General features: G+C 68.2%; 28 protein-coding genes. 11 read left to right on the top strand and 17 right to left on the bottom strand.

Features of this window, described 5'->3' with window-relative positions:
• Positions 1-47 precede the first annotated feature (47 nt).
• Positions 48-1,586, top strand: a complete 1,539-nt coding sequence (locus FHR04_RS03855) for a carboxypeptidase M32 (RefSeq protein WP_249038963.1) — start codon at positions 48-50, stop codon at positions 1,584-1,586.
• Between the two features lie 54 nt (positions 1,587-1,640).
• Here the strand turns inward: FHR04_RS03855 and FHR04_RS03860 are convergent, their stop codons facing one another.
• Complete coding sequence (locus tag FHR04_RS03860; protein WP_039685289.1) at positions 1,641-1,892, bottom strand: hypothetical protein; 252 nt, start codon at positions 1,890-1,892, stop codon at positions 1,641-1,643.
• 332 nt (positions 1,893-2,224) lie between these two features.
• Between FHR04_RS03860 and FHR04_RS03865 the strand changes: the two genes are divergently transcribed.
• Positions 2,225-2,614, top strand: coding sequence for a helix-turn-helix domain-containing protein (locus tag FHR04_RS03865; RefSeq protein ID WP_039685287.1), 390 nt, complete (start codon positions 2,225-2,227; stop codon positions 2,612-2,614).
• Positions 2,615-2,713: 99 nt separating this feature from the next.
• Here the strand turns inward: FHR04_RS03865 and FHR04_RS03870 are convergent, their stop codons facing one another.
• The 5 genes from FHR04_RS03870 to FHR04_RS03890 all read right to left on the bottom strand — a co-directional run bounded on the left by FHR04_RS03870 (position 2,714) and on the right by FHR04_RS03890 (position 7,270).
• Positions 2,714-4,357, bottom strand: coding sequence for a bactofilin family protein (locus tag FHR04_RS03870; protein ID WP_311734700.1), 1,644 nt, complete (start codon positions 4,355-4,357; stop codon positions 2,714-2,716).
• Between the two features lie 101 nt (positions 4,358-4,458).
• A complete protein-coding gene (gene moaC, locus FHR04_RS03875; protein ID WP_139400946.1) occupies positions 4,459-4,968 on the bottom strand; it encodes a cyclic pyranopterin monophosphate synthase MoaC in 510 nt (169 codons plus the stop codon).
• A complete protein-coding gene (locus tag FHR04_RS03880) occupies positions 4,965-5,567 on the bottom strand; it encodes a DUF177 domain-containing protein (protein ID WP_039685284.1) in 603 nt (200 codons plus the stop codon). Before FHR04_RS03880 ends, moaC begins: the two co-directional genes overlap by 4 nt.
• A 69-nt stretch (positions 5,568-5,636) precedes the next feature.
• Positions 5,637-6,212 carry a peroxiredoxin gene (locus FHR04_RS03885; RefSeq protein ID WP_139400948.1) on the bottom strand — a complete coding sequence of 192 codons (576 nt, stop codon included), beginning with the start codon at positions 6,210-6,212 and terminating at the stop codon, positions 5,637-5,639.
• Complete coding sequence (locus tag FHR04_RS03890; protein ID WP_039685282.1) at positions 6,209-7,270, bottom strand: glucose-1-phosphate thymidylyltransferase; 1,062 nt, start codon at positions 7,268-7,270, stop codon at positions 6,209-6,211. Before FHR04_RS03890 ends, FHR04_RS03885 begins: the two co-directional genes overlap by 4 nt.
• A 213-nt stretch (positions 7,271-7,483) precedes the next feature.
• On the opposite strand from FHR04_RS03890, the gene FHR04_RS03895 reads away from it, so the two are divergent.
• Entirely contained in the window at positions 7,484-8,620 is a 1,137-nt protein-coding gene (locus tag FHR04_RS03895) for a mannose-1-phosphate guanylyltransferase (protein WP_139400950.1), read from the top strand.
• Positions 8,621-8,630: 10 nt separating this feature from the next.
• On the opposite strand, the gene FHR04_RS03900 is transcribed toward FHR04_RS03895, so the two are convergent.
• From FHR04_RS03900 to FHR04_RS03915, 4 genes are all read right to left on the bottom strand, one after another.
• Positions 8,631-9,386: an HAD-IIB family hydrolase gene (locus FHR04_RS03900; RefSeq protein ID WP_249038964.1), complete on the bottom strand. Its 756-nt coding sequence runs from the start codon at positions 9,384-9,386 to the stop codon at positions 8,631-8,633.
• On the bottom strand, positions 9,383-10,504 hold the full coding sequence (locus tag FHR04_RS03905; RefSeq protein WP_139400952.1) for a phosphoribosyltransferase domain-containing protein: 1,122 nt from the start codon (positions 10,502-10,504) through the stop codon (positions 9,383-9,385). The genes FHR04_RS03900 and FHR04_RS03905 overlap by 4 nt, the downstream gene beginning before the upstream one ends.
• Positions 10,501-11,529 (bottom strand): ATP-grasp domain-containing protein, encoded by a 1,029-nt coding sequence (locus FHR04_RS03910; protein ID WP_139400954.1) that lies wholly within the window; start codon positions 11,527-11,529, stop codon positions 10,501-10,503. The genes FHR04_RS03905 and FHR04_RS03910 overlap by 4 nt, the downstream gene beginning before the upstream one ends.
• A gap of 216 nt (positions 11,530-11,745) precedes the next feature.
• Positions 11,746-12,486 (bottom strand): hypothetical protein, encoded by a 741-nt coding sequence (locus FHR04_RS03915; protein ID WP_249038965.1) that lies wholly within the window; start codon positions 12,484-12,486, stop codon positions 11,746-11,748.
• Positions 12,487-12,877: 391 nt separating this feature from the next.
• Between FHR04_RS03915 and FHR04_RS03920 the strand changes: the two genes are divergently transcribed.
• From FHR04_RS03920 to FHR04_RS03935, 4 genes are read left to right on the top strand one after another with little or no spacing between them, the layout of a single operon-like run.
• Positions 12,878-14,335, top strand: a complete 1,458-nt coding sequence (locus tag FHR04_RS03920) for a vWA domain-containing protein (protein ID WP_139400956.1) — start codon at positions 12,878-12,880, stop codon at positions 14,333-14,335.
• Position 14,336: 1 nt separating this feature from the next.
• Complete coding sequence (locus FHR04_RS03925) at positions 14,337-15,110, top strand: DUF2259 domain-containing protein (RefSeq protein ID WP_139400958.1); 774 nt, start codon at positions 14,337-14,339, stop codon at positions 15,108-15,110.
• Positions 15,111-15,126: 16 nt separating this feature from the next.
• Positions 15,127-15,504 carry a VOC family protein gene (locus FHR04_RS03930; RefSeq protein WP_139400960.1) on the top strand — a complete coding sequence of 126 codons (378 nt, stop codon included), beginning with the start codon at positions 15,127-15,129 and terminating at the stop codon, positions 15,502-15,504.
• Positions 15,505-15,549: 45 nt separating this feature from the next.
• Positions 15,550-15,858, top strand: coding sequence for a hypothetical protein (locus FHR04_RS03935; protein ID WP_139400962.1), 309 nt, complete (start codon positions 15,550-15,552; stop codon positions 15,856-15,858).
• 37 nt (positions 15,859-15,895) lie between these two features.
• Here the strand turns inward: FHR04_RS03935 and FHR04_RS03940 are convergent, their stop codons facing one another.
• Entirely contained in the window at positions 15,896-16,402 is a 507-nt protein-coding gene (locus tag FHR04_RS03940) for a GNAT family N-acetyltransferase (RefSeq protein WP_139400963.1), read from the bottom strand.
• Between the two features lie 277 nt (positions 16,403-16,679).
• On the bottom strand, positions 16,680-17,831 hold the full coding sequence (gene mnmA / locus FHR04_RS03945; RefSeq protein WP_139400965.1) for a tRNA 2-thiouridine(34) synthase MnmA: 1,152 nt from the start codon (positions 17,829-17,831) through the stop codon (positions 16,680-16,682).
• A gap of 143 nt (positions 17,832-17,974) precedes the next feature.
• On the opposite strand from mnmA, the gene FHR04_RS03950 reads away from it, so the two are divergent.
• From FHR04_RS03950 to FHR04_RS03960, 3 genes are all read left to right on the top strand, one after another.
• A complete protein-coding gene (locus FHR04_RS03950) occupies positions 17,975-18,352 on the top strand; it encodes a response regulator (protein ID WP_039682098.1) in 378 nt (125 codons plus the stop codon).
• A gap of 49 nt (positions 18,353-18,401) precedes the next feature.
• On the top strand, positions 18,402-20,777 hold the full coding sequence (locus FHR04_RS03955; protein ID WP_139400967.1) for a transglycosylase domain-containing protein: 2,376 nt from the start codon (positions 18,402-18,404) through the stop codon (positions 20,775-20,777).
• An 88-nt stretch (positions 20,778-20,865) separates the two neighbouring features.
• Positions 20,866-21,273: a penicillin-binding protein gene (locus FHR04_RS03960; protein ID WP_139400969.1), complete on the top strand. Its 408-nt coding sequence runs from the start codon at positions 20,866-20,868 to the stop codon at positions 21,271-21,273.
• A gap of 9 nt (positions 21,274-21,282) precedes the next feature.
• Here FHR04_RS03960 and FHR04_RS03965 read toward each other — a convergent pair whose 3' ends face one another.
• Both FHR04_RS03965 and FHR04_RS03970 read right to left on the bottom strand, forming a co-directional pair.
• Positions 21,283-21,495 carry a hypothetical protein gene (locus tag FHR04_RS03965; protein WP_139400971.1) on the bottom strand — a complete coding sequence of 71 codons (213 nt, stop codon included), beginning with the start codon at positions 21,493-21,495 and terminating at the stop codon, positions 21,283-21,285.
• A gap of 313 nt (positions 21,496-21,808) precedes the next feature.
• Positions 21,809-22,492, bottom strand: coding sequence for an SDR family oxidoreductase (locus FHR04_RS03970; RefSeq protein WP_039682106.1), 684 nt, complete (start codon positions 22,490-22,492; stop codon positions 21,809-21,811).
• 204 nt (positions 22,493-22,696) lie between these two features.
• On the opposite strand from FHR04_RS03970, the gene FHR04_RS03975 reads away from it, so the two are divergent.
• Positions 22,697-23,386: a hypothetical protein gene (locus FHR04_RS03975; protein WP_039682108.1), complete on the top strand. Its 690-nt coding sequence runs from the start codon at positions 22,697-22,699 to the stop codon at positions 23,384-23,386.
• A 56-nt stretch (positions 23,387-23,442) separates the two neighbouring features.
• Here the strand turns inward: FHR04_RS03975 and FHR04_RS03980 are convergent, their stop codons facing one another.
• Genes FHR04_RS03980 through FHR04_RS03990 form a run of 3 tightly spaced genes read right to left on the bottom strand, consistent with a single transcriptional unit; the run spans position 23,443 to position 26,246 of the window.
• Entirely contained in the window at positions 23,443-24,675 is a 1,233-nt protein-coding gene (locus FHR04_RS03980; RefSeq protein WP_170213845.1) for a M24 family metallopeptidase, read from the bottom strand.
• 23 nt (positions 24,676-24,698) lie between these two features.
• A complete protein-coding gene (locus FHR04_RS03985; RefSeq protein ID WP_139400973.1) occupies positions 24,699-25,514 on the bottom strand; it encodes an ion transporter in 816 nt (271 codons plus the stop codon).
• A 54-nt stretch (positions 25,515-25,568) separates the two neighbouring features.
• The gene (locus FHR04_RS03990; RefSeq protein WP_249038966.1) at positions 25,569-26,246 is read right to left on the bottom strand and encodes a DUF2268 domain-containing putative Zn-dependent protease; all 678 of its coding nucleotides are present in this window, start codon (positions 26,244-26,246) and stop codon (positions 25,569-25,571) included.
• Positions 26,247-26,268: the final 22 nt, after the last annotated feature.

Consider the following 26,268-nt stretch of genomic DNA (forward strand, 5'->3'; position numbering starts at 1 on the left):
TGGGAAAAAATTGCCTGCCGCCCGCTGCCTGACGCTACCCTGCAGGCATGACCACCACCCCGTCCGCTCCTGCCTCCGTCCCCGACACCATGACCGAGCCATCCATGACCGAACTGCGCCGCCGACTGGGGCAGGTCTCAGACCTGAACGCGGCGGAAGCGCTGATGTCCTGGGAGCAGGAAACCAGCATGCCCGACGAGGCCGCCCGCGTGCGCGGCCTGCAACTGTCCACCCTGGCAGGCCTGACCCACGCGATGTTCACCGACGACAAGACCGGCGAGCTGCTGGAGGCCGCCGCGCCCCAGGACGATACCGACCGGGCCATCGTGCGCGTGACCCGGCGCGATTTCAAGAAGGCCACCCGGCTGCCCACCGAATTCGTGGAAGAGCAGACCCGCGCCCAGAACGAGGCCCATCACGCCTGGCTCGCCGCGCGCAGGGGCAGCGACTTTGCCACGTTCGCCCCGCACCTGACCCGGATGATGGACCTGGCCCGCCGCGAGGCCGACCTGCGCGGCTACGATGAACACCCCTACGACGCCCTGCTGGACAACTACGAGCCGGGGATGCGGGCGGAGGCAGTCAGAACCATCTTCGCGGACCTGCGGGACCGCACGCTGCCCCTCCTGAAGCGCATCGCGGCGGCAGAGGACGCGGCGGATTACGGCGTGCTGACGCGGCCCTTTCCCGCCGAGGCGCAGAAAGCCTTCGCGTGGAAGATCGCGGGCGAGGCGTTCGGGCTGGATAGTTCCTTTGCCCGCCAGGACGAGAGCGCGCACCCGTTCATGACCAATTTCAGCCGCTCGGACCTGCGGATCACCACGCGGGTAGAGCCGTACTGGCCCGCCTGCCTGTTCGGAACGTGGCACGAGACCGGCCACGCCATGTACGAGCGCGGCGTCGCCGAACGCTGGGAGCGCACCCCGGTGTCGGGCGGCGCGAGCCTGGGTGTCCACGAAAGCCAGTCCCGCCTGTTCGAGAACCTGCTGGGCCGCAGCCTCCCGTTCTGGGAACGCTACTTCCCGCAACTGGCGCAGGTGGCCCCCGATGTCACCGCCGGACTGGACGCGCCTGCCCTGTACCGCGCCGTCAACCGCGTCAATCCCAGCCTGATCCGGGTGGAGGCCGACGAGGTGACGTACAACTTCCACATCATGCTGCGCTTTGAATTGGAACTGGCGCTGCTGGAGGGGAACCTGAAAGTTTCGGAGCTGCCCGAAGCGTGGAATGCCAAGATGGGGGACTATCTTGGCCTGACGCCGCCCGACGACGCGCAGGGGGTGTTGCAGGACGTGCATTGGTCTGCCGGGCTGATTGGGTACTTTCCCACCTACGCGCTGGGCAACCTGCTGAGCGTGCAACTGCTGGAGGCGGCGCAGGCCGACGCGAACATTGCACAGGGCATCCAGAACGCCGAATACGCGCCGCTGCTGGCGTGGCTGACCGAGAACGTTCACCAGTTCGGACGCAGCCTGACGCCCACGCAGATCACCGAACAGGCCACCGGACGCCCGCTGAGTGCCGATCCGTATGTGGCGTACCTGCACAAGAAGTACGGCGAGATTTACGGGCTGGCAGAGGGCTAGAAATAAAGGGAACGGCCCGGAACCTCATGTCTGGGCCTCGTTCCTCCCTTCCTTTCAGACCGCCTGTTTGCGCTGTGCCTGCGTGACCAGATAGGCACGGGTGGCCCCCAGCCAGCTCTGGGCCAAGGCGACGTTGGGGTGACCGCGCTCGCGCAGGGCGTGGGTGCCCAGGCACAACTGACGCTCCACACGGCGCACGGCCAGCAGGCCGCCGTCGTTCTCGACCTCGATCAGGGTGTTCAGGACGGTGGTGGGATGAACGTACCCCACGCGGATACTCTCGGCAATCGTGTCCAGTGCGCGCATACCTGTGGACTCCTTCCAGCCCGAGGGGGCCGCGAGGGGAATGGAGGGGAAAATCGACTTTGGAGAAAAGCTCCTGCTGATTACGACTATAGCAGAGCGCCGGGCGGCTGTGCAAGAACTTTCTCCCCCGTATTCTGTATTGACCGTATTGATGCGGGGTGTTACACTCCAACCAAGGCTGCCCGATTCTGCCCACAGGCAAACGCCCCGACGGGGGCCGAGTCCACCGGCAAAGCGCAGTCCCAGGCGGCACGCCGCACCTGTTTTCCTGCGCTCAGCACGCACAAAAGGACAGAGGCAGTGAGGCCAAGCCGCAGCCAAGGAGGTGACACATGAAATTACACGAAAGACTCCGCGAACTCCGTAGTGAACGCGGGCTGCGGCTCAAGGACGTCGCCGAGACCGCCGGGATCAGCGTCCCGTACCTCAGCGATCTGGAGCGGGGCCGCACCAATCCCAGTCTGGAAACCCTGCAGACCCTGGCCGGGTCCTACGCCATCACGGTTCATGATCTGCTGGAGGGCGTCGAGTTCTACGGCGCGTCCACCGAGGGGGCCATGCCCAAGGGACTGGCCGATCTGGTGGCCGATCCCACGCTGGGACCGCAGATCACGCCCGACTGGGTGCAGACGCTGTCGCGCATCGAACTGCGTGGCAAGCGCCCGCGCGACAAGGGCGACTGGTACGAGATTTACCTGCACCTCAAACGCATCCTGAACTAATTGAGGATGGAAAGAAGAAGGCTGGAGACTTGGTTCTCTGGCCTTCTTCCTGTGGGTGGGAGGGCTGGAGCAGAAGGTCTTGAACTTCTGCGTTCCCTCTTATGCCGTCCGCACCCCGCCCCGCGCCAAAAGCAGCGTTCCCGCACCCCACGCCCCGCCGATCAGCGCCAGCCCAAAGGCCAGCGGCGGCTCGCTGAGGCTGGCGGCCACGGCGCTGAGGCCCATCAGCGCCCCCACCGCGTCGGGCACCGGCAGGCGCAGGCGGCGGGCCAGGGCGCGGCCCAGGTCATACGCGCTGACGCTCAGGCCCACGGCCAGGATCACCACGGCCAGCGCGGCGGCCACCAGCGCCGGCCCCAGCAGCCCGGCCAGGGCCAGGGCCAGCGCCGGGCCACCCAACGCGGTCAGCGCCAGCACGCCCAGCGCCAGCGTCCGCATGGGGGCGTGGCGCTGGCGGCGGGCCAGCGTGGGGGCCAGCCCCGCCACGAACAGCAGCAGCAGCGCGCCCCCGGTCAGCGTGACGAAAATCTGCGGCCACGCCGCGCTGCCCAGCCACCCCAGCAGCGGCCTGAAGGCGGCGGCGGTGGCAATCCCGATGCCCTGCGGCGGGGCCGTTTCCAGTGCGTCCAGATCGCCGGGGGCGTGGCCCAGCAGGGCATTCACGCGCCCGCTGACCTGCGCTCCAGGCTCGCGGCGCACGTCGCCCAGCAGCGTGACCACCTCGCCCCGCACCCGCGCGCCCGCTTCCAGGCGAACATGCCCGCCCACCGCGATCACGTTGCCGTCCACCGGCCCGCTGACCACGATGTTCTGCCCGAAGCGCACGTCGCCGTGAACGGCCACGCCGTACAGTGCGGGCAGGGTCAGCACCGCGCTCAGGGCGAAGGCCCCGGCCCCGAAGCGCTGCATGGCCGGGCCGGGCCGCCAGCTGACCAGGGCGCTGGTCAGCAGCAGCAGCGCCAGCCCCACCCCGGCCAGCGGCGACACCTGGGCCAGCAGCGTCCGCAGCACTAGCGCCCCGGCGGCCAGGTTAGGCCACACGGTGGTCACGGCCAGCAGGGTCAGCCCGGCCATCAGCGCCACCACCAGCGCCAGCGGGGCCGGATTGTGCCGGGGCTTGAGCGGGGATAGGAAGCCGCTCGCCGCAGGCGAAACCGGTGGGAGGGCCGGGGGCGGTGTCGGCGCGATTCCCGCTTCTGGCCGCGTGATGCGGGTCACCACCGCTCCCGCCACCGAACGCGGCAGCGCGGGCACAGGCGTGACCACGCGCCCGGCCCAGGCCACGTCGGAGGCGACGGCGGCGGCCACGCTGGACGGAATGGGCGGTGGGGTCAGTTGCCGCGCCGTCCGGATGTCGCCCACCACACCCGCCGCGAGGCTGTGGGGCAGGGACGGAACAGGGTGCGATTGCAGCTGAATGGCAGCGGCAATCTCGGAAGTCACGGCCCCGGCCAGCGAGCGCGGCAGCTCTGGGCGGGCCGCATTCAGACGCACGCTCCAGGCCACCTCGGCGGCCACAGCCTGCGCGCAACTGCCGGGCAGACCGGGCGGCGGCAGGGCGCTGAGTTGGGCGGTGGTGGCCGCCAGCCGCCGCCGCCAGCGCAGCACCTCAGCCTGATCGGGCAACGAACGCAGCGCGTCCAGTTCGGCAGGCGTCAGCTCACCCTCGGCGTCGCGATGGAGCAGATCCAGCCAGTCGGGCAGGCCATGCTCTGGCTGCCTCTCCCGGTGGTGTCGTTCCATCCCCATACTGTTCCCCTACGATAGAGGATTCCCAGAAGTTCCCGGCGGCTGTCTAGGGCAATCGCCGGGAAGAGTCGTCCCTCAAAAGACGGATCGCCCGTTCAGCCGTCTGCGCCGGAAGACTCCAACCCGGTGGCGCGGTAGTCGCCGCTCTTGCCCCCGGTCTTGCTCAGCAGGCGCACCCCCGTGATCTCCAGCGCCTTGCTGGCGGCCTTGAGCATGTCGTACACGTTCAGGGCGGCGACGCTGGCGGCGGTCAGGGCTTCCATCTCCACCCCGGTGGGGGCGGTGGTGCGCACCGTGGCGGTGATGCGCACGCCCGCGGCTTCCAGCGTGACCTGCACGTCCGCGCCGGTCACCGGAATTGGGTGGCACAGCAGGATCAGGTCTGCCGTGCGCTTGCTGCCCGCCAGCCCGGCCAGCCGCGCCACCGTCAGCGGATCGCCCTTGGGGTTGGTCCCGGCCTCCAGCGCTGCGCGGGCCTCGGGCGGCAGGCGCACCCAGGCCTCGGCGGTGGCGGTGCGGGTGGTGGCGGCCTTGTCCGTGACGTCCACCATGCGCGGCAGGCCGTCCCGGAAGTGGGTGAGTTCGGGCGTGTCGGCCCCGCTCATTCTTCCGGCAGGTTCAGGTCCCGCAGGCCCGCGAAGGGGTTCTGCTTGGCGTGGCCGCTGCCGTGGGGCACGCCCAGATCGTCGTCGATTTCCTCTACCGGCACCGCCGCCATGTGTTCGCAGGGACCGTCGTTCAGGTCGTGGCCGCAGACCTGGCATAGCCCCTTGCATTCCGGGTCATGCAGCACGCTCAGGGGCGCGGCCATCAGGGTCATCTCGGCCAGGTAGCCGCTGAGGTCCAGGGTGGGATCGCCGAAAACCAGCACCTCCTCGCCGGTCTCGGCCTCCTCCAGATACGGCGCGTCGGCCGAGGGCTCGTAGCGCATCAGGGTACCCAGCGTCAGCGACAGCGGCACCTCCACGTCGCGCAGGCAGCGGGCGCAGTCCATCATGACGGTGGGTTCAAAGCTGCCTTGCAGGTACATCTCGTTGCCGCTCAGCGGGTTGACGCTGATCTCGTAGGGGGCGGGTTCGGGAAACGTCAGGGTCTGGGGCTGGCCGCCCTGCTCGTAGTTCAGCCGGTCAAGCTGGCCCTCGGCGTGCGCGTCCTCGGAGGACCGCATCAGAGAACCCAGGTGAATCAGGGGAGAATCGCTCATCGCCCAATGATAGGGCGCATAGGGGCAGCCAACCGCGTTCCACGCACGGTAGGCGCTAGGCCAAGCGGCTTACGAAATGGCGGCGGCGAAGTTGTTTTCCGCCAGCCACGCCAGGACCTGCGCGGCGTTCTGGTCCGGCGGAAAGACGGGGTAAAAGACCTTCTGGATCACGCCGTCGTGGAGGATCAGCGTGACGCGCCGCAGCAGCGTCATCCCGTCCACCTGAAAGGTCGGGAGATTCAGCGCACGCGCCAACCCCCCTTCGGCGTCCGAGAGCAGCGGGAAAGGAAGGTGCAGCCGCCCCGCCGCCTCGGTCTGGTAGGCCGTGTCCTGCGTGCTGAGGCCAAAGACGCGCGCCCCAGCCGCTGCCAATTCCGCATGATGATCGCGGAAGGCGCAGGATTGCGGCGTGCAGCCTCGGGCGCCTGGAATCACGTCCCAGTCCGTGGGCAGGGGCTGGTCCGGCTGCCCTGTGCGCGGGTAGGCGTACAGCACGGTCAGGCCGGGCAGGCTGGAGAGATCGACAGACGGACCTGTCGTGGCGGGCAGAGCCAGAGCGGGCAGCCTCAGCCCCGGCAGATGGTCACAGGCCCCGTCATCGACAGGGGCCACCAGATCTTCGGGCAGCCGTTCGAGACGGCTCACACCAGTTCGATAATGCTGGCGTCCGAGATGATCATCTTGAGGGTACGCGGCATCTCGCGGCCCCCGCGCACCTGGGCCCGCACGCCGATCAGGCAGTCCTGCAGGCGGCGGTAGGTGTTCTCGATCACGGCCTCGGCGTCCACCACGCTGTGTTCGACTTCCGCGTTGCGGATCACGCTGCCGTGCCCGATGCTGGTAAAGGGACCGATGTAGGCGTACTCGATCACCACGTTCTCGGCCAGCATCACCGGCCCCACGATCTGGCTGCCCGTGACCCGCGCCGAGGCGGGGATGACCACCCGGCCGGAGATGCGCGACTTCTCGACCGTGCCCTGAATATCGGTTTCAAGGCCTTCCAGCAGCAGGCGGTTGGCGTCCAGCAGATCGTCTGGACGTCCGGTGTCCTTCCACCAGCCCTGGACCCGCTGGCCCAGCACCGGCTGGCCGCCGTCGATCAAGCCCTGAATGCCGTCGGTGATCTCGTACTCGCCGCGCGCCGAGGGCGACATGTGTTCCAGCACGTCGAAGATCTGCGGCGTGAAGCAGTACAGCCCGGCCACCGCCAGATTGCTGGGCGGCACCCTGGGCTTTTCCACCAGCCGGGTGATGCGGTCCCCGCCGTCCAGTTCGGCCACGCCGAAGGCGGTGGGGTCCTCGACCTCCACCAGGGCGATCAGGGCCGCCGGTTTCTCCTGCATAAACCGCTCCACGAAGGGTTTGGCGCCGAACTCGAAGAGATTGTCTCCCAGGTAGACGCAGAACTCCGAGTCGCCCACCCACTCGCGGGCAGTCAGCACGGCGTGGCCCAGCCCCAGCTGCTCGTGCTGGTTGATCAGCGTGACGTTCGCTCCATCTATGGCCCCCACCGCATGCTGGATTTCCCCGCGCGTGATGTCGGAAACGACGATCCCGATGTCGTGAATGCCCGCCGCCATCAGGGTCTGGATGGCGTGCCAGATGATCGGCTGCCCGGCCACCCGCAGCACGGGTTTGGGGCGGGTAAACGTCAGGGGGCGCAGGCGGGTGCCCAGTCCGGCAGCGGGGATGATGGCCTTCATGTGGGGCAGTCTAGGGGCTGGGCGCTGGTTTTCTCGCTGACCGTCCGTTGGGATTGCTCATGCGGAGGCTGAGCTGTCCTTAAGTCTTGAGGGGTGGTCCTGTCCCACTGCCGGGCCGGAACGGCGTTGGGCGCGGTGTGGAGGGTGGCTGGCCCTGCCCGCCCAGAAGCCGTGACGTGCCCGTCGGCGCGGGCGGCGCGGTAGAGTCCGGCCATGCAGACCGCCCAGCCCAATCCAGACCTGACGTCCCCCGGAGCGGCCACGCCGTTCATTCCGGTGATTCTGGCGGGCGGCAGCGGCGAACGCTTCTGGCCGCTGTCGCGCCGCCACCGCCCCAAGCAGTTTCTGACCCTGGACGACTCGGGGCGCAGCCTGCTGCAGGCCACCAGTGACCGGCTGGTGACGCTGTGCGGCGAACCCGAGGACCTGATGGTGGTGACCGGCAACGATTACCGCTCGCAGGTGCTGGAGCAGCTGCCCGACATGCCGCTGGAAAACCTGCTGGTGGAACCCGCCGCCCGCGACACCGCCCCCGCCGTGCTGTACGCGGCGCTGCGGATCGCGCGCACCCAGCCGGGAGCGGTGATGGGCGTGTTTCCCGCCGACCACCGCGTCACGGACCCGCAGACTTTCGGGCGGGTGGTGCGGCAGGCCATCGCGCTGGCTGCGAGCAGCGCCCGACTGGTGACCATCGGCATCACCCCGACCTTTCCGGCCACCGGCTACGGCTACATCCAGTGTGGCGAGACGATGGGCGAGGGGGAGGAATTCACCGCCCACACCGTCACCCGCTTTACCGAGAAGCCCGATTCCGAGACCGCCCAGGGCTTTCTGGACCACGGCGGCTACACCTGGAACAGCGGCATGTTCGTGTGGAAGGTCTCGGCCATTCTGGACGCCTTCCGCCAGCACCAGCCGGAGCTGTACGCGCAGCTCAGCGACGCGATGGACGCCGACGCCCAGGGTCTGACCCACCGCGCGCTGCGCGAGACCTTCCCCACGCTGCCCAAGATCAGCATCGACTACGCGATTCTGGAAAAGTCGGACGCCGTCAGCGTGATTCCCGCCGAATTCGGCTGGGACGACCTGGGCGACTGGAACGCGCTGGAGCGGCTGCTCAAGGGCGAGGGCGAGAACGTCGCGGTCGGCCGCCATGTGGGCCTGGACACCGGCGGCGCGATCCTGTACACCACCAACGGCGACGACCTGATCGCCACGATTGGGCTGGACGACGTGGTGGTGGTCCGCGCCAACGAGGTCACGCTGGTGGTCCGCAAGGACCGCACCCAGGACATCAAACGCGTGGTGCAGCAGCTCAAGAACCACCCGGATCTGGAACGCTTCGCCTGAGTGCGCCCGGCTAGCGCTGGGGCAGCTTCGCCGCAGTCAGCGTTCGCAGGAGCTGACCGCCCGGCGGCGTGAGTGCCAGGTCGCAGGCGTTCATGAACGCCAGATCGCTTAGGCTGTCGCCCAGGGCCAGGGTCAGCGCAGCCTGCGGGAAATGCTGCTCGCGCAGGTGGCGCACCGCCTCAGCCTTGCCCAGGTGCCGGGGCAGCACGCTGACATTGTTGGCGTTGGCGATGACGTGCAGATCGGCGTAACCTCGCGTCGCCAGATGGGCCTCCAGCACCAGTTGTACCTGTTCCAGGCGGCCAGCGTCGGCGTCCGGGTGCTTGAGGACCGTCATGAAGGGAGTGTCGTGGGCGGTGTGGCGGCTCAGGCGGCAGCCCAGAGCGGCGGCCCGCTCGGAGACGGCGACGGTGCATTCTTCCAGGGCATCCTGCAAAGGATGTAGGGTCTCCAGCACACGGTCACGCCACTCGGCATCGACCTGTCCATCTGGTCTCAGAATCGTCAGGCCGTGGTCCAGCACGCGCCAGGAGGTGAAAGGCAGGGTGACGCGCGCCATCGCCGCCGGGTCGCGGCCTGTGACCGGGATGACCGTGATGCCGCTGGCCTCGAAGTGGGCCAGCAGCGCCGCCTGCGCGGGCGTGCAGAAAGAATGCGGCTGCCCATTGCGGCCCAGGGTGGCGGGGGTCAGGCCCTGCATCCCCGGCGGCAACTTGCGGAGGGTCTGGAACAGCGTGTCGTCCAGATCGGTGAAGGCAACGATCACTGTGGGTCCAGAGGGCTGAGGCAGATCGCCTGCGCCTTGTCGCCCAGCAGCGCCATCAACGCTGGATCGGGCAGGCAACGCCCCTCATACGTGACCAGAATGCGGGTGTAGAGGTCCGGGCCCACGTTGTACAGGTAGTTGGGGATGCCGTCGCCCACGTTGTCGGTGAAGCTGAATTTGCGGGCCATCGCCCGCCCCTCCAGCACCGGGCTGCGCGTGGTGGCCGAGAAGGCGCAGGCGGCCACCATCGGCTCCAGCTGACGGGCCAGCGCGAACGCCGGGAACTGATACTCGCCCGTGCCCAGCACCAGCACGCGGTCTTCGGGGGAGAGCTGGAGGTCAGGCCAGCTCAGGTCCACCGCCTGCCCGTAGCGTGGCCCCCGGGCAGGCAACAGCTCCGACTTGTCGGCCCCGTTTCCGGTGACGGCAGGCAACGTCGGCGGCTGCCAGTCGGGCGCGGGCGTGAAGCGGTAGCCTCCGCGCGTCAGGCTCACGAAGGTCACGGGCAGCTCCAGCGCGGCCTCCAGCGCGGCGCGGCGCGGGCACCAGTCGGTCAGGCTGACCAGCATCACGCGGCGCAGGTGCGGGTGCAGGCGGCGCCACTCGCGGGCCAGATTTTCCAGCGTGGTGCCGGTGGACAGTTCATCGTCCACCAGCACCAGATCAGTGGCGGCGCGGGCCGCCGGGCCGGGGTCATACAGCAGGTGGGCCGGGGCGTGCGAGTGCGGCTCGTCGAAGCGCAGCAGCAGCGGGTGCCGGGTCTGGTAGCGCGTGGTGTGCTGAAAGGTGGCGGGCCGCTCCGGGTGCTGCTCGCGCCACGCGCGGCAGACCCCCTCGCCCAGCGCGGTGGCCGTTTCCGCCAGTCCGATGAAATGCGGAGCGGTCAGGGGAGGCAGCGCCGCCGCCAGTGCCGTGTAGGTCCGCGCCGCGACTGCCGGGGACACCGGAAGGTGCTTGCCCAGCACCCGGCTGACAAACAGAAACCCTCGCCGGGGATTTTGCCGCACCGCGTAGTCCAGCAGCGAGTCCAGCGGCGGATGTGGGGTTTCCAGCCACAGGTCCAGGGTTCCGCTGGGCAGGTCGACGGTGTGTTCGGTGAGGGCCGGGACGAGGGTCAAACCGCCGCCTCCTGTTCCCGAACGATGCGGGCCACCTTGTCCTCGGCGACGCGCAGGCCGGTCTGAACGGGGGGAAGGGCGGCGCGGTCCAGCACGCCCGTGGCGGCGTCCAGCAGCAGCAGCGGAAAATTGACCCCCGCCGCCAGGCTGTAGCGCAGGCCCCCGGAGGCGCGGGCGTTGATTTCCAGCATGTTGGGGGTGCGGTTGCGCCCCTCCCGATCCGGCCCGTCCTTGGTCTGGAAGTTGAAGATGCCGCTGAGGCCGTAGTGGGCGCTGATCCGGCGGGCGGCCTCGACCAGATCGGGGCGGTCCTCGATCTGCTGGCCCTCCCCGCCCTTGCGCCTGACCACCGCGCGCAGCAACTCGCCCTGCCACGCCACGCAGTCCACGCTGCGCTCGGCCCCCTCCAGCGTGTGCATCAGCAGCATGGTGGGCAGCTCTCCTGCCGCGAACAGTTCCCGCGCCGCCGCGTGGCTCATCTGGTACAGCTCGCCCCCCAGGAAGGATTTCAGGTCCGGCGTGTCCATCAGCACCCGGAAGCCGCTGGCGTAGATGCCGCGCGCGGGCTTGACGCACAGGCGCACGCCCGGCTGTCGCAACGTCGCCGCCGCCTCATCGAAACTGGCGAGGCTGTCGAAGGTGGCCCAACGCGGAATCGGCAGGATGTCCGTGTCCCAGCCCCGCAGAAACTCGTCCTTGCGTTCCAGGTGACGCTGGACGGCCTCCGTGGTGGGCGTGATCAGGGTGACTCCCGCCTCCGCGAAGCGCCCCTGCCAGCCCGCCAGCCGCTCGCGCTCCTTGCCGGGAACCACCAGCCCAATGCCGTGCCGCACACAGGCGTCCAGCAGCCACGCCGCGTAGTCGTCGCCCAGCAGGCCGCGCGGCTCCAGAAAGGTGTGGTCCGCCGCTGCCAGCATGCCGTGGCCGGGATCGGTGTGGCTGGCCCAGACCGCGTAACGCGTGCCTTTCAGGGCGTGAAGCTGGGCGGCGGTGACACTGAAGTTTTTGGTGAACAGGACATTCATGGGGAGGGCTCCGGAAGGCGCGGGAAAGAGGGGAGAGGATGTTGCGGGCGGCCAGAGATTGGCCCTGCTGCCTGGCAGCTTTACACGTCCGTCCCCTGAAAAGGGAGGCGAGGGAGAGCGGGTGTCTGCGCCTCCTGGCTCCCTCTTGGGGGCGCTGGTTGCGGGCAAGGCGCTTCGAGGAGACGTTTCGCTGGGGAGCGCCAGAACAAGGGCAGGCTACCCCCCGCGTCCCACCTCCGCCGCCAGGTCCTCGGCGCGGCGCAGGGCCTCGGCTTTCAGGCGCTCGCCCTGCCCGGCCAGCAGCGCGCGCACACGGGCCAGCTGATCGGCGTTCAGGTGGGCGCGCACGCCGTCGGCGGTGGCCTCGGCGCGGTGGCCGGTCAGGCCGAAGATCAGGCCCAGCAGCACGCGCTTTTGCAGTTCGTCCGCGGCGCGGATGGTGCGTTCGGGATGGGTCAGCAGGTGGTGACGGTGCAAGGTGGCGGCCAGCAGACGGTCCGCCAGCGAGCCCCGGCCCGCCAGCAGCGCGGCGGGCGTGACCTGCCGGGCCGCCCGGCGGTAGTCGTCGGCGTCGCCGCCGTGAGTGTAGGCCCAGCCGTCGGCGCGCACGTCCACCAGCGTTTCGGTGTCCACGGCCTTCAGCAGCCGGGCCAGTTCGTCTTCAGTCAGGTCCGTGGCGTCCACCAGCCGGGTCAGCACGTCGTCCTGCCCGGGCTGACCGATCCGAGCCAGCAGCGCCGCGCTCTCGCGCCAGCGGTCCAGGTCTGAAAGCTCCTGCGAGACCGGCAGGCTGGCGTCCAGGTCATACAGCGTCAGGTCATGGGTTTTGAGGTGGGTCAGCAGCAACCGTCCGGCGTTGGTGCGCTCGCCGCCCACGCCCCGGCGGTACAGGTGCAGCAGCTTGCGCCCCCGCTCCAGCTGGGGGTCCGGGTCCGCTGGCGGGTGCGGGGCGGTCAAGTCGCCCCGTCCTGGGGCCGGAGAGAAGCCGACATCAGGCCACACTCTAGAGCGTCTGGCGGGCGAGAGCGTCCGGCAGGCCGGTGCGCCAGAATTGGACGATTGTGCGGGGGCGGGCTATCATGGCCCTTAACGTCCTCTTAGTTGCCTCTTATGGTCAGAGGCCTGCCCCCTAGTCAGCCCAAGCACCGCCGTTCGCCTGGCCCAGACCGCACCGCCTGTGTTCTCCAGAGTGTTCCCGTGCTGCAGACCCTTCCGCTGTTCTGACCCGTGCCGCCGTCCCCGCAGCGCGTCAACGCCCACAGGCCCGGCATTCAGCTGCCGCTGCCCCGCTGCCCCGCGAGTTTTCCGGTTCCTGGACGCTTGACGTCCGTCTCCCCAGGAGGTCACCATGCCGCACTCCATTTCACTTCGCCGTCTTTCCGTGACGCTGGCCCTGGGCGCTGGTCTCGTTGCTGGCGTGGCCGGCGCGCAGGCCACCACGAACGTCCAGCTGATTCTGGATGCCTCCGGCAGCATGCTGGGGAAGCTGCCCGATGGGCAGACCCGCATCGCCTCGGCCAAGGCCACCCTGACCCAGTTTCTGGGAGGGCTGAACGCCGATGCCGGCCTGAACGTGGGCATGCGGATCTACGGCGGCGGGCTGAAGACTGGCCCCCAGTGCGAGGATTCCGTGCTGGTTACGCCGATGAAGGGCTTCGATAAGGCGGCCCTGCAAACACAGGTCAGCGGCGCCACGCCCAAGGGGGCCACGCCGATTGTCTACTCGCTGATCCAGGCGGCGAACGACTTTCCGAAGGACAGCAGCCGCAAGGTGATTGTGCTGGTCACGGACGGTGAGGAATCCTGCGGCGGCAAGCTGAACGACGCGGCGGCGATGTTCAAGAAACTGGGCATCGAGGTGGACATCCGCATCATCGGCATTGACCTGAACGAGAAGGCGCGCAAGAGTTTTGAGGGCTTCGGCACGTTCGAGAACACCCGTAGCGGCGCGGAACTCGGCGCCGCCCTGAGCCGGGCCACCGCCACCACCCAGGCGGGCAGGTACGCCGTGTCCAGTCCCAAAACGGCGGGGGCGGGCAGCGTGGTTGAGGTCAAGTGGACCGGGCCGAACAATCCCGGCGATTACGTGACCGTGGTGCCCAAGGGAACCCCGGTCGGACAGTACAAGGACTACTTCTATACCAAAGACGGCAACCCTGGCAAGCTGACCGTGCCGCTGGATCCCGGCGAATATGAACTTCGCTACTCCAGCGAGAAGGCCAGCCCCAACCCGACGCTCGCCAGCGCGCCGATCACGTTGACGCCGCCGACCTACGGCCTGTCGGCGCCCAAAGCTGTCCTGGCAGGCAGCCAGGTCGAGGTCAGGTGGACCGGGCCGAACAATCCCGGCGACTACGTGACCGTGGTGGAAAAGGGTGCGCCTATCGGGAAATACACCACTTACTTCTATACCAAGGCGGGCAACCCCGGCAAACTGATCGTGCCGCTGAACGCGGGCGAATACGAGCTGCGCTATTCCAGCGAGAAGGCCAGCCCCAACCCCACGCTGGCCAGCGTTCCCATCACCCTGACGGCCCCCAAATATGGTCTGAGCGCCCCCACCACCGCCAAACCGGGCAGCACCATTGAGATCAAGTGGACCGGGCCCAACAACCCCGGCGATTACGTGACCGTGGTGGAAAAGGGTGCGCCTATCGGGAAATACACCACCTACTTTTACACCAGGGCGGGCAACCCTGGCACGCTGAAAATGCCCACGGCGCCGGGCAGCTACGAGATTCGCTATTCCAGCGAGAAGGCCAGTCCCAACCCCACGCTGTTTAGTGTGGGGATCGAGGTGCGCTGAGATGAAACGTTGTCTGGCCCTGCTGCTGTGCGCCGCGCTGGGCCACGCTGCCGCAGACCGGGCCACGCCGGAGTTCGCCGGCTTCTCGCCTGACGGACGCTACGCGGCCCTGCTCCAGCACGGGATTCAGGACGGCAGCGGTTTTGCGTACACCGAACTCTGGGTGGTGGACAGCGCCAGGAATACATTGGTGGAGCGCTTCGACAAACGAACGGACGAGGACACTGGCATGAGTCGGGCCGCGCTGGTCAACATGCAGCAGGTCCACAACCAGGCCGCGCCCACCCTGAAGCGTCTGGGCATCAGCGACACGCGCCCCGGCACGGTGGTCTGGAAACGCACTCCTCCTGATCTGCGGGCAAAACCCAGCAGCCCGGACGTGTTTCCCGCGTCGGTGCCGGGCCGCCCGAACATGCCGGCTGCGCAGAGCTACCCGGTGGAATTTGGCGGCAAGCTGTGGCTGTTCCGGCTGGCGCAACTGCCCTTTGGACCGGACAGGAACTGCGTGCCCGCTGGAGAATATTCCGGATACTCGCGTGGGCTGATGCTGACGGTGACGTCCAGCCCCCGGCCCGGCACCGAGGTCACGACTACCATGCAGGAGGACAGCCGCGTGCCGGCCAGCCGCCGCTGCGTCTTCCATTACGAACTGGCGGAAGTGCGCGTGCAGGGCGACTATCTGGCCGCAACGGTGGCCCTCTACCGCACCTCGGGCTTCGAGGCCGAGACCGACATCCGGTACATGCTGGTCACGGCGCGCAGACCAGACCGCTGAGCCTCTACACTGGCCCATGCTCGAAATCGGGTCCATCGTCTGGGGCGTGCGCGACATGGCGCGGGCCACGGCGTTCTGGACGGCAGCGCTGGACTATCTGCCGCGTGAGACCCCGGACGAGGATTGGGTGGTGCTGATTCCGCGCGGGGGTTCCGGCGTCCAACTGGCCCTCAAACTCGTCACGTCGCCAGTGGCCCGGCGGCACCATCTGGACCTGTACGCCGAGGACCAGGGAGTGGAGGTGACGCGGCTGCTGGGGCTGGGCGCAGCGCGGGTGGACTGGCCCTACGAGCCGGACGCCGATTACGTGGTGCTGGCCGATCCCGACGGCAACCGCTTCTGCGTCATCCACAAAAATGCTGAGTGGTTCCAGCGTTGCACCACCCAAGGCTGAGAGGCGCTACAGAACGCGGCCCGTACCCGCGCTAGCCTTGCCGGTATGGGCAAGAAAGACCGCACGACTCCCCGGCTGGCCTTCGCGTCGCTGCGCGATATGCCTGGCACCCGCGTCATGTTCTGGGTGGTGGACGATTGCCCGTACTGCGGCGAGCGCCATCTGCACATCGCCGGAAACCTGCGAATGGCCGATCCGGGGGAGTCGCTGGGCGAGTACCCGGCCCCCTGCGATCCGTCACGCGTGTACGAGGTCACCCTGCCGCCCCGCCCCAAACGCAAGCAGGGCAAGGAGGCCCGCCGCAAGGCGCGGCGCGAGGGCAAGGGCGAGGTGCGGGACGACGACCAGTGGTAGGGGAGAGCAGGCGCCTTCAGGTCCCACGTTTCAATGGTCAGATGCGTTTCCAGTACAGGCGGGTTCCAGTCAGCCCGCCGTGTGGTTTAAGAGCGTAATCGGGCACTTCTCCGGCAAACGTGTAGCCCGCGCGCTCGTACAGGCCCGCTGCCCCGCCGTCTGAAGCGGTGTCCAGCACCAGCAGGGTGCGTCCGCGCTGCACGGCCAGCGCCTCGGCTGCCCGCAGCAGCGCCGTCGCCACGCCCACGCCGCGCCACCCGGGGTGGGTCATCATCTTGGCAATTTCGGCGCGGTGGGGCTGGTTGGGCGGCATGTTCAGGACCAGCGTCACGGTGCCGAGTAGCTGGGGGCCGTCCCAGCCGCCCAGAATGATGCGCTCGTCGCGTTCGGCAGCGGCCAATGCCCCGTCCCAGAACGTGGCCGCCGCTTCGGAGGTCAGCGGGTGCATGAACCCCACCGAGCCGCCCCCAACCACGGTGTGCACCAGCAGTTCGGCCAGCTGCTTGCGGGTGTCGGGCGTGGACCTGAGCGGTCTGACCGTCATCGCCGCCGTGGCTCCGCGCTGTGCCTCAGTGCGGTGGTCAAGGTTCTCTCGCGGCAAGCCATCTGCTTCCAGGCCGGTTTCTGCAGCTGGCCCGGAAGCCACGCACTCATGTGCGCTTGGGCCTGTCCACTCCTCGCTCTTTCGATTCACCTGTTCATCCCCCCACAGTTGATAGGCATTGGTGCTGCTCTAAGAATTCCATCAAGCGGCGACGAGAGACGTCGCCGATGCGATCAGTTGATCCCAGGGGTAGGCGTTACCTCAGTTAAGCGCCCATTCAACCGTTTGAGGACTGCACTGTCGCTGGCAGGTCCCGCGCATGGTCATTGATCAAGCCGCCGCCCAGCAGGCGCGGGCCGCTGTACAGCACAGCGCTCTGGCCGGGGGCGACGGCGAACTGCGGCTCGTGGAACTGCAACTCGAAGCCGTTCTCGTCGGCGTGCAGCACGGTGGCGCGCACCGGCTTCGTGCGGTAGCGCACCTGCACCTCCACCTCGCGCGGCAACTCCGCCAGCTCACACAGGTAGTTGGCGCCCGACGCCTTCAGGTCACCCCACAGGCAGTCCTCGTAATCGCCCACCCAGACGGTGTTGGTGGCCGGGTCCAGATGCACGATGTGACGCACCTTGTGCGACTGGTACAGCCCCATGCCGCGCTTCTGGCCCAGCGTGTAGAACTGCGTGCCCAGGTGATCGCCCACGATCTCTCCGGTGGCGATTTCACGGATAAATCCAGTGGCCTGCGGCAGATGTTCGGCCACGAAATCCTGAACCTTGCCCGGCACAAAGCAGATGTTCTGGCTCTCAGGCTTGCGGGCGGTCAGCAGGCCGCGTTCCTCGGCGATCTCGCGCACGCGGGGCTTTTCCAGCTCGCCCACCGGGAACAGGATGTACGGCAGCGCGTCTCTGGGCGTGCCCCACAGGAAATAGGTCTGGTCCTTGCGCGGATCGTCGCCCCGCCAGAACTCCACGCCGCCGTCGGCGGTGTCCACGCGCTTGACGTAATGTCCCGTCGCCACGTAGCGGCAGCCCAGCATCTTGGCCTTCTTCACCAGTTCGTCGAACTTGACCTTGGTGTTGCAGTTCACGCAGGGATTGGGCGTGCGTCCCTGCGCGTACTCCTCCAGAAAGGGGCCAACGATATGGCGCTGGAACTGTTCGCGGTAGTCCAGCAGGTAGAACGGCACGCCCACCTGCTCGGCCACGCGGCGGGCCTCGTAGGCGGCGTCGGGCGAGCAGCAGCTGTCGAAGGTATCGGTGCGCTTGTCGTCGGGCCAGAAGCGCATCATCGCGCCCACCACATAAAAGCCGGCGTCCTTGAGCAGCGCCGCCGTCACGCTGCTGTCCACGCCGCCGGACATGGCGCACAGCACGCGCTCGCCGGTGGTGGGCGTGGTGGGGGTGGGGGAAGCTGTCGTCAGGGCCGTCATACCAACCACAGACCCTATCAGCCGGCCCCTGTGCGGCGCGGTGAGGCGAGCGGCAATTGCGGCTGTCCGTCTCCTTGAGCCGGGAGACCAAAACCCGTTCGACACTCTTTTTTTCGTGCGGCCTGCACTATCATGCTCGGCATATGCCGTATACGATCCTCGTCGCCGACGATGAGCCAGCCATCCGCACCATGCTGGAAGTCATTCTGTCCGCCGATGGACACGAGATCGTGGCGGTGCCCGACGGCAAGGCGGCGCTGGACTACCTGCGGGACCACACCCCCGACGCCATGCTGCTGGACATCAAGATGCCGCACATGGACGGCTTCGAGATCTGCTCGCGGGTCAAGCGGGTCAAGCGGCTGCGCGACACGCCGGTGCTGCTGCTGACCGGCTTCGACGACGACCAGACGCGCGACCACGCCAAGCTGGTGGGCGCGGACGACATCGTGTACAAGCCGCTGTCCGGCAAGAACCTGCGCGGGCGCGTCAATCAGCTGGTCGCGGCCCGCCGCCCCTGACGGCGTCCGGGGACCGTTCCATGGGCCGTTTTTCCACGAGGTTGCTCTCATGATCTTTTTCGTCCGTTTCCTGAAATTCCTGACCTCGTTTCTCATCGCCGCGCTGTTCGCCGGGGCGGGAGTGGCGGCCACCTACGGCCTGAAGTGGTGGCGCGAGCTGCCCGACTACCGCCAGCTCGACAGCCTGTCGCTGGGGGCCGAAACGCGTGTCTTTGCCCGCGACAACACGCCGCTGGGCACCCTGATTCCCAAGATCGGCGAGCAGGCGATCAGCCGCACGCTGGTCAACCTGAACGAGATCAGCCCGTTTATGGTGGCCGCGCTGGTCAGCAATGAGGACCGGCGCTTCTTCGAGCATTACGGTATCGATCCCTACGGGCTGGGACGGCAGGTTCAGCGCCTGGCGGCGGGGGACAGCGTGCAGGGCGGCAGCACCCTGACCAACCAGCTGATCAAGAACACCCTGCTGCTGGACGAGTACCAACAGGCCCGCACGCCGGACCGCAAGATCAAGGAATGGCTGCTGAGCGTGCAGGTCGAGCGCAGCTTTACCAAGGCCGAGATCCTGCAGAACTACCTGAACACCATCTACTGGGGCGACGGCGGCCCCGTCGAGCTGTACGGCATCTACTCGGCGGCCCAGGCGTATTTCCGCACCACGCCTAAGGACCTGACGCTGGCCCAGAGCGCGTACCTGACGGTGCTGGTGCCCAGCGCGGGGCGCTACTTCGACTACAAGGCCATGCGGCCGCTGATGAAGACGCTGCTGGGACGCATGGTGGAAGACAAATGGATCACCCCCGCCCAGATGGACGCTGCGCTCAGGGAAGACCTGCAGCCGCGCGGCTGGAAGGTGCTGTACGACAAGCAGGGCCGGATCACCAGCGCCAAACTGGTGGACCGCACCCAGAAAGAACTGAAGGCCGTGACCACCGTGCGCTACCCGCACTTCATGGGGCAGGTCGAGCAGGAGCTGGTGCGCCGCTTCGGGCGCGACAAGGTGTACGGCAGCGGGGGCCTGCGGGTCTACACCACCGTCGATCCCCGTATTCAGGCCGCCGTGGAAACCGCCAGCCGCGAGGCCACCGGCCTGCCGCCCGGCGCGACGCTGGGGGCCACCATCATCGATCCCTTCACTGGTGAGGTGCTGGGCATGATCGGGCAGAAGCTGAACGGCTCGGCGCCGCCCGAAGCGTGGAACAACGCCGCGCAGGGCCAGCGCCAGATCGGCTCCACCATCAAGCCGCTGCTGTACACCACAGCTCTCTCCACCGGCCTGACCCAGGAGCACCGCGAGGACGACAAGCCGATCACCTTTCCCTGCCCCACCTGCAAGGACGGCGTGTATGCGCCGCAGAACTTCGAGAGCCAGACCAGTTATCGAAACATGACCATCCGCGAGGCGCTGGACCGCTCGCTGAATCTAGTGACGGTACGGCTTGCAGACCGCATTGGCCTGCAGACGTTCTTCGGCAAGCTGCGTGAGCTGGGCATTCCGCCCAACGACGGCACCGGGCTGGCGGCGGCGCTGGGGGCGGTGGAAACCACGCCGGTCAAGATGGCGGCGGCCTACGCGCCCTTTGCCAACGGCGGGCTGTACCGCGCCCCCCGCTACCTGACGCGGGTGACCACCGCGCGTGGCGAGGTGCTGTATGACGACGGCCTGAACCCGGTCAAGCCCACCCGCGTGTGGACTCCGCAGATCGCGTGGTTGGGGCTGGACATGATCCGGGGCGTGGTCAACGATCTGTCGGCGGCACAGGGCGGTCTGGCGTGGCCTGCCAAGTTCGGCGACTGGCCGGTGGCGGGCAAGACCGGGACCAGCAACGGCCCGAAGGACCTGTGGTTCGTGGGCACCACGCCGCTGTACACCGGGGCGGTGTGGGTGGGCAAGCAGCAGGGCGGCGAGATGCCCACGAACTCCTACTCCGGGCTGGTCAACGGTCCCATCTGGCGGCGCATGATGGAGTTGGCGCACCAGGGCCAGACCGTGCGGGCCTTCAGCGAACCCCCTGGCATCCAGTACGTCGACGCGCCGGACCAGCAGTTCCTCCCGGGCGTGAAGCTGGCCGTGCTGGACCCCAACTACAGTGACGCGGCCAACACGGCGCTGCAGGAAAACGCCCCGCCCCCGGTGCAGTACACCGAATCCCGCTACACGTCGGCCTACAACGATCCGCGCACCGTCCTGATCGACGTGGACCGCACCACCAACCGGCAGGCCACCGAGTTCACCCCGCCGGAGAACATCGTGCAGCGCCGGGTGTACATCGAGCAACTGCCGGCCTACGCGCCCGACGACAGTCCGGCCCCGCTGACCGACGAGAAGGCCGATCCTGCCGCAGTCAAGGCGGTCAGAAACCAGAACGCCGTGCCGCAGATCCCTGAGCCCAAGAGCGCGGCCCCGCAGCCGGTCAAGCCGTGATCTGCGCCCGCTGAACCGAGTTCCGTCCAAAGCCGTCCTCACCGCCCCGTCATGCAACCCATCGGGGCGGCGCGGCATGATGTCGGGCATGAGTCCCCGACATGCCCCACTGCTGACGCTGCTCCTCGCGCTGGGCACGGTGCCGTCCCTGAGCAGCGCTGAGGCCCGCGTGCGCCTGGGCGACGCCTTGCCAGCCCATCCGTGGCAGGCCAGCACGGACGCAGGTGGGCGCGAGGTGGTGGTGGTCTACAGCCACGATTGCGGCGATCTGGGGGAGTTGTGGCAGGCTGTGCTGGACAGCGACTTGCCCGTGCGGGCCGTGAATGCTGAAGGCACGCCCTCACCGGCCCCGGCTGGCCTCAACCCCTGGCGCGGCGACGGAGCCACCGCCTTTGCCCGCGCCCTGAAGGTCAGCGCCTACCCCACCGTCCTGCTGGTGCAGGGAGACCGCATCCTGAACGCCTGGGAAGGGGATTTTACGGGGAAACTGGAATAGAGCGCTGATTCAATCCTGAGCGCTCAAGATCTGCCGGATCCGCGCAATCTGCCCGCCGTGAGAGGTGTTGTGCTTGGCGACACTCAAGGCAAGCCTGTACCCCACCGTCCAACCAGATTCAGTGGCCGTGGGCAGGGAGCGGAGGCGCTCAAGTTCACGTTCGTCCTGTGCGATTCGTCCGAGTTGCGCCAGATCATCCACAAACGCCTGAACCAGCGGCATCCATGCTTCAACAAAACGGGAGGCCAGAGGTCTCGGGGAGAGAGGAGACTCCCAGCTTCCTCGCTCCTGCTCAGCCCCAGATTGAACACGACGTTGGCATGCATGTGCGCCAGAATTTCCGCCATGGAATAAGGGAAACCCATTGGCACGGTCATAGCCTGCTGGGACGTGAGGCCGCCGGGCAGCCGTTCTGCGCTGGCAGGATCATCCGGCATCAGCGGGGCAGGCGACCGATCTGTAGAGCAAGTCAGGGTCTGCGCCCTCCGGAGCAGATGGACAGCTCCGGAGTTGGCCCCAGTAGATCCCCACCTGCCTATTCCTCCTCGTCCGGGTAGACCTTCAGTTCGGTGATGTGGGCGCGGTCCGGTCGGGTCAGGATGTGGGCGACGCTCTTGGCGAGGCCGCGCGGATCGATCATGGTCTCCCATTTCAGGCCCGCGTCGCGGTTGGCCGGGGTGTCGATGGCGCCCATCGGGTACAGCACGCAGCCGCGCACGCCCTTGGCCTTCAACTCGTCGTTCAGGCTGTTCAGGTACGCGCCCAGCGCCGCCTTACTTGCGGTGTACAGCGCCGCGCCGGGGCCGCTGCCACGGGCCGCCTGCGCCGCGCTGACCCCCAGAATGATGCCGTCCTTGTTCTTGAGCATGTGGGGCAGCACGCCCTGAACCGCGTGGAACAGTGTCAGGAAGTTGGCGTCCAGCATGGCCCGCAGGTCGTCGGTAGTGGCCTTTTGCACCGGCTGCATGGCGTAGCCCCCGGCCGTGTGCACCAGAATGTCCACCTTGACTTTTCTCAGTTGCGCCACGCTGGCGGGGTCCGACAGATCGGTGTCGATCACTTCGGTGGCGGGAAAGCGGTCAGCGGCGCGGGTCAGGGCCTCGCCGCGCCCCACCAACACCATCTGCGCGCCCGCATCGTCGAGTTCCTGGGCAATCGCGGTGGCGAGTGCGCCGCCTGCCCCCGTGAGCATCACTGTCGAGGAGCTGAGATTCGCCATGCCCCCAGCCTAACCGCTGAAAGGGTGTGGGTGGCGGCAGCGGCTTGTGGGAACGCTAAGAAGGTCCGACACACTGGCGTCGGAGGGTCAGGCGTAACGGCAGACGCCCGCGCCCCTGACTCCATGCCACGCGGTCCTGCCAGCCGTCAACGGTAAGCTCAGGTGTGAACGGACCTCTGGTCAACCAGCCACGAAGGGCGGGCCATGGGCGCGGCTGACCGGCTGGTGGAGGCCGTCTGCGCCGCGCCCGGTCACTCGCTGGCGGCCCCGTTGCGCGGGTGGTGCGCGTCATCGCGGCCCTTTCTGGCTTTCGCGCAGGCCAACACCACCAAACTGCGCCGCAAGGTACGCGAGGCGGCGGGCCTGGAGGCCCAGGCCGACGTGTGGGCGGAACTGGCGGTGGCCGCGTGGTTGCTGCGTTCCGGCAGCGGCACGCTGACCTACGAGCCGCTGAAGGCGGGGGGAGGACGCGGGCCAGATTTTGCGCTGTCCCTGCCGAATGGAGGCCTCGTGTATGTCGAGGTGGCCCGGCTCCGCAGCGGTGGCAGCCAGCACCTGACCTCCAAGCTGGCGCGGGTGCTGGCGGACAAGATCGGGCAACTGCCCCCAGGGGCGGGGGGCGTCCTGGCGGCGGCGCTGCCCACGGGTGCCCCCGCCGGTCCCCTTGCCCCGGACGCGCTTCGCCTGCTGGCCCGCGCGGCGCAGGGCGAGGTTCTGCCGGGGGTGCCGCCTGAAAAGGCCCGCGCGTTCGAGCGCTTGCGCGTCCGCCTGAGCGGCGTGCTGCTGCTCAGGACCGGTGAGGTGCCCGCCGAGTCACCCGCCGTGACGTTCTGGGGACATGGGGGCGCGGCCCACCCGCTGTCCCCGGCGGCACTCCGCTGCCTTCAGGAGTAGAGAGACGAAACAGGGACGTACTGGCCCCCCAGCCTGCGGGTGCAGCCCAGAGAACTTCAGGCCTCGCCGTACCCCGCCGCGCGCACCGCCGCCCACTCGCCCTCGCCCAGCACGAACGGCTGGCGCTGGAGATCGGTGGTGACCCGTGGCCCGTCCGGCGACAGGTACACGTCCACCTCGGTGCGGAGGCCGAAGCCTTTTGCTGCGGGATAGGTGCCGGGTTCCACCGTGACGGCCAGCCCCGGCGTCAGAGTGCGGGTGTCGTGGGTTTCGTAGTCGTCCAGATTGGCGCCGGAACCGTGAATCTGCACGCCCAGGTCGTGGCCGGTGCGGTGGAAAAAGAACGGTGCCCAGTCCGCTCCCATTGCGTCCCGCGCGGCGCGGTCCAGTTCCCAGCCTTGCAGGCTACCCCAGCCCTCGGCCCCGAACCTCGACGTCAGCACGTCCAGTGCGGTGTCGCGCGCGGCCCGCACCGCCGCCCAGGCGCCCTGATACTCGGCGGAAGGCTGGCCCGCGTATCCCACCCAGGTCACGTCCGCGAAGGGACGGCCCGGTTCCTGTGCCCACAGGTCGATCAGGACGCATTGCCCACCTTGCAGCGTGGCGTTCTTGTCCCCGCCGGGTTCGTAATGGGAATCCGCCGCGTTCACGCCGAAACTGACGTTGACCGGATGGCCCGCGTCCATGCCCGCGCCCGCGATGGCATCCATAATCTTGTCCTGAACTTCCAGTTCCGTGATGGGCTCGCCCGCTTTCAGCCGCTCGTGGATCAGCCAGAAGGCGTCGTCCTTGGCGCGCATCAGCAGGGCGGCGGCGCGTTCGTGGGCGGCCAGATCTTCCGCGGACCACGCCAGGAAGGATTGCAGCAGGTCCGCGCTGCTCACGACTTCTGCGGCGCCCGCCGCCCGCACGCGCTCCAGCGTTCCGGCATCCACCCGGCTGACGTAGGGCACGGCTCCGTTCGGGCTGTATTCCATCGCCAGTCGCTGCCCGCCCACCACGTTTTTCAGGGCCGCGTCCAGTTCGTCATGAGAGCCGAAGGCGCGGCGCTCAATGTCCCAGCCGCGCGTGATCTCGCCCCAGGTGCCGCCCTCGATGTGGTTGTGCAGCAACACGGCCTGGCCCCCGCGCGGCACGTACACGAAAAACCGGCGGGTCAGGAACGCGCCGCCCGGCATCTCCAGCACCCGGCGGGCGTGCGGGTTGAGGTTCTGGAAATCGTAGATCAGCCAGCCGTCCAGATCGGTGGGGTGCAGGGCGGCGCGCATCCGGTCAACAGGGGAGGTCATGGGTCAGATTATGCGGCGCGGGGCTACGAGGCGCGGCGCACCTCCTCACGCAGCCCCGCAATTTCCCCGCGCAGGGCCTGCAGTTCACGGTGCAGCACCTCGTTGTTGACCTCCTCGTCGTCGTCCTCGTCGGGCGGCCAGTCCTGATCTGCGCCCACGAACAGGCTCGCCAGCGCCGCCGTGATGTACCCGAAGACCGCAAACCCGTACAGTGCCAGCAGGAAGGTGAGCGCCCGGCCCTCGGCGGTGACCGGCCAGTATTCGGACCCCAGGCTGGTCAGCAGCATGCCCACCCAGTACAGCCACTGGCCGAAGCCCTGGGGCGCGTTCGTCTGGCCCGCCTCGAAGGACGCCATGCCCGCTGCCCCGGCCAGCGCCACCAGGGCCGTTGCGCCCACCACGAAGCCCAGGCCCCGGCGACGCAGGGTCCGCCGCAGCGTCCGCAGGCCCCGGTTCAGGCTGGTCAGAATCCGCAGCAGGTTGGTGCCGCGCGTCAGGCGCAACACGCGCAGCGCCCGCAGCCCCCGGAACACCCGCAGAATCCGCAGTGCGGGCAGCAGCAGGCTCAGGACGGTCAGCCAGTTGCGTTTCAGGTACTCGGACTTGTCGGGGGCGATGCTCAGGGCCAGCAGGAAGTCCAGGATGAACAGCCCCCAGATCACGTTGCTGACGATCTGGAGAACGGGCGGCAGGCCCTGCACCAGATCCAGCACCAGCAGGCCCAGCCACACGAAGCTCAGGACAATCATGGGCCGCTCCAGCAGGGCGTCCAGATGCGCCAGGGTGGTCAGGCGGGCCGACTTGAGTTCCTCCTGGGGCCGGGGGGCGGTGACGGGCATGGGATTCAGGGTAAGCCTGCGCTGCGGGCGGAACATGGGCGGCGCCTTGACGGTTTACCACGCGGTCCGGAAGGCGGTGGCCGCCGTATGAACGTGGGCAGCGGCGTCCCCGCCCACCTGTGCCAGATGACGGCGCACCAGTTCGTCACCCAGGCTGTAGCCGCTCCAGCGCGGTAAATTCTCGGCATCTGATCCGTAAAACCACGCCTCGAAATTGTGATCGCTGCGGTCCAGCAGGGGGAGGGCGCGTGCCCACAGCGCTTCCAGATCAACGTCCGCCCGTGCGTAGGGCGGCGGCTTTCCATCCCGTTCATCCCGTTCGTTCAATTGCGCCAGCCCCTCGCTGACCAAGGCTTCCAGCAGGGTCTGGCCGTAGCCCGGCCCCTGCCAGCGCCGCGCGTGGTGCAGCTCGTGGGCCACCGTGGCCGGAAGTTCGGTGCGCCAGAGGGCGGCAAAATGGGGATTGTCGGGGTTCAGCGTGATCTGCACCAGATGATCCAGCGGCGCGTAGCCGTGAATCCCGGTTTCCGGCAGGCCCCACGGCGAGACGGAGACGGCCACATCCACCCCGTCCAGCCTCAGGCGCGCGGCTTGGCGGGTCAGGGCGGCCTGCGCCACACTTCTGATCTCGGCTTCCAGGCCGGGGGAGAGGTGGCCGCCAGCGTTCATGACATGCAGGGCGTTGGGCATGCTCCATTCTGCCTGCGCCTGCGCGGCGCTGGCCCCCGTCACCGCCGTTTCATGGTGTCCGTGT

This window comes from Deinococcus radiopugnans ATCC 19172, assembly GCF_006335125.1.
GTDB classification, from domain to species: domain Bacteria; phylum Deinococcota; class Deinococci; order Deinococcales; family Deinococcaceae; genus Deinococcus; species Deinococcus radiopugnans.

What these genes read in the sequence shown, in the direction of transcription:
- FHR04_RS03855 (WP_249038963.1), top strand. Translation starts at nt 48, where the DNA reads ATGACCACCACCCCGTCCGCTCCTGCCTCCGTCCCCGACACCATGACC.
- FHR04_RS03860 (WP_039685289.1), bottom strand. Translation starts at nt 1,892, where the DNA reads ATGCGCGCACTGGACACGATTGCCGAGAGTATCCGCGTGGGGTACGTT.
- FHR04_RS03865 (WP_039685287.1), top strand. Translation starts at nt 2,225, where the DNA reads ATGAAATTACACGAAAGACTCCGCGAACTCCGTAGTGAACGCGGGCTG.
- FHR04_RS03870 (WP_311734700.1), bottom strand. Translation starts at nt 4,357, where the DNA reads ATGGAACGACACCACCGGGAGAGGCAGCCAGAGCATGGCCTGCCCGAC.
- moaC (WP_139400946.1), bottom strand. Translation starts at nt 4,968, where the DNA reads ATGAGCGGGGCCGACACGCCCGAACTCACCCACTTCCGGGACGGCCTG.
- FHR04_RS03880 (WP_039685284.1), bottom strand. Translation starts at nt 5,567, where the DNA reads ATGAGCGATTCTCCCCTGATTCACCTGGGTTCTCTGATGCGGTCCTCC.
- FHR04_RS03890 (WP_039685282.1), bottom strand. Translation starts at nt 7,270, where the DNA reads ATGAAGGCCATCATCCCCGCTGCCGGACTGGGCACCCGCCTGCGCCCC.
- FHR04_RS03895 (WP_139400950.1), top strand. Translation starts at nt 7,484, where the DNA reads ATGCAGACCGCCCAGCCCAATCCAGACCTGACGTCCCCCGGAGCGGCC.
- FHR04_RS03910 (WP_139400954.1), bottom strand. Translation starts at nt 11,529, where the DNA reads ATGAATGTCCTGTTCACCAAAAACTTCAGTGTCACCGCCGCCCAGCTT.
- FHR04_RS03920 (WP_139400956.1), top strand. Translation starts at nt 12,878, where the DNA reads ATGCCGCACTCCATTTCACTTCGCCGTCTTTCCGTGACGCTGGCCCTG.
- FHR04_RS03925 (WP_139400958.1), top strand. Translation starts at nt 14,337, where the DNA reads ATGAAACGTTGTCTGGCCCTGCTGCTGTGCGCCGCGCTGGGCCACGCT.
- FHR04_RS03930 (WP_139400960.1), top strand. Translation starts at nt 15,127, where the DNA reads ATGCTCGAAATCGGGTCCATCGTCTGGGGCGTGCGCGACATGGCGCGG.
- FHR04_RS03935 (WP_139400962.1), top strand. Translation starts at nt 15,550, where the DNA reads ATGGGCAAGAAAGACCGCACGACTCCCCGGCTGGCCTTCGCGTCGCTG.
- FHR04_RS03940 (WP_139400963.1), bottom strand. Translation starts at nt 16,402, where the DNA reads ATGACGGTCAGACCGCTCAGGTCCACGCCCGACACCCGCAAGCAGCTG.
- mnmA (WP_139400965.1), bottom strand. Translation starts at nt 17,831, where the DNA reads ATGACGGCCCTGACGACAGCTTCCCCCACCCCCACCACGCCCACCACC.
- FHR04_RS03950 (WP_039682098.1), top strand. Translation starts at nt 17,975, where the DNA reads ATGCCGTATACGATCCTCGTCGCCGACGATGAGCCAGCCATCCGCACC.
- FHR04_RS03955 (WP_139400967.1), top strand. Translation starts at nt 18,402, where the DNA reads ATGATCTTTTTCGTCCGTTTCCTGAAATTCCTGACCTCGTTTCTCATC.
- FHR04_RS03960 (WP_139400969.1), top strand. Translation starts at nt 20,866, where the DNA reads ATGAGTCCCCGACATGCCCCACTGCTGACGCTGCTCCTCGCGCTGGGC.
- FHR04_RS03965 (WP_139400971.1), bottom strand. Translation starts at nt 21,495, where the DNA reads ATGCCGCTGGTTCAGGCGTTTGTGGATGATCTGGCGCAACTCGGACGA.
- FHR04_RS03970 (WP_039682106.1), bottom strand. Translation starts at nt 22,492, where the DNA reads ATGGCGAATCTCAGCTCCTCGACAGTGATGCTCACGGGGGCAGGCGGC.
- FHR04_RS03975 (WP_039682108.1), top strand. Translation starts at nt 22,697, where the DNA reads ATGGGCGCGGCTGACCGGCTGGTGGAGGCCGTCTGCGCCGCGCCCGGT.
- FHR04_RS03980 (WP_170213845.1), bottom strand. Translation starts at nt 24,675, where the DNA reads ATGACCTCCCCTGTTGACCGGATGCGCGCCGCCCTGCACCCCACCGAT.
- FHR04_RS03985 (WP_139400973.1), bottom strand. Translation starts at nt 25,514, where the DNA reads ATGCCCGTCACCGCCCCCCGGCCCCAGGAGGAACTCAAGTCGGCCCGC.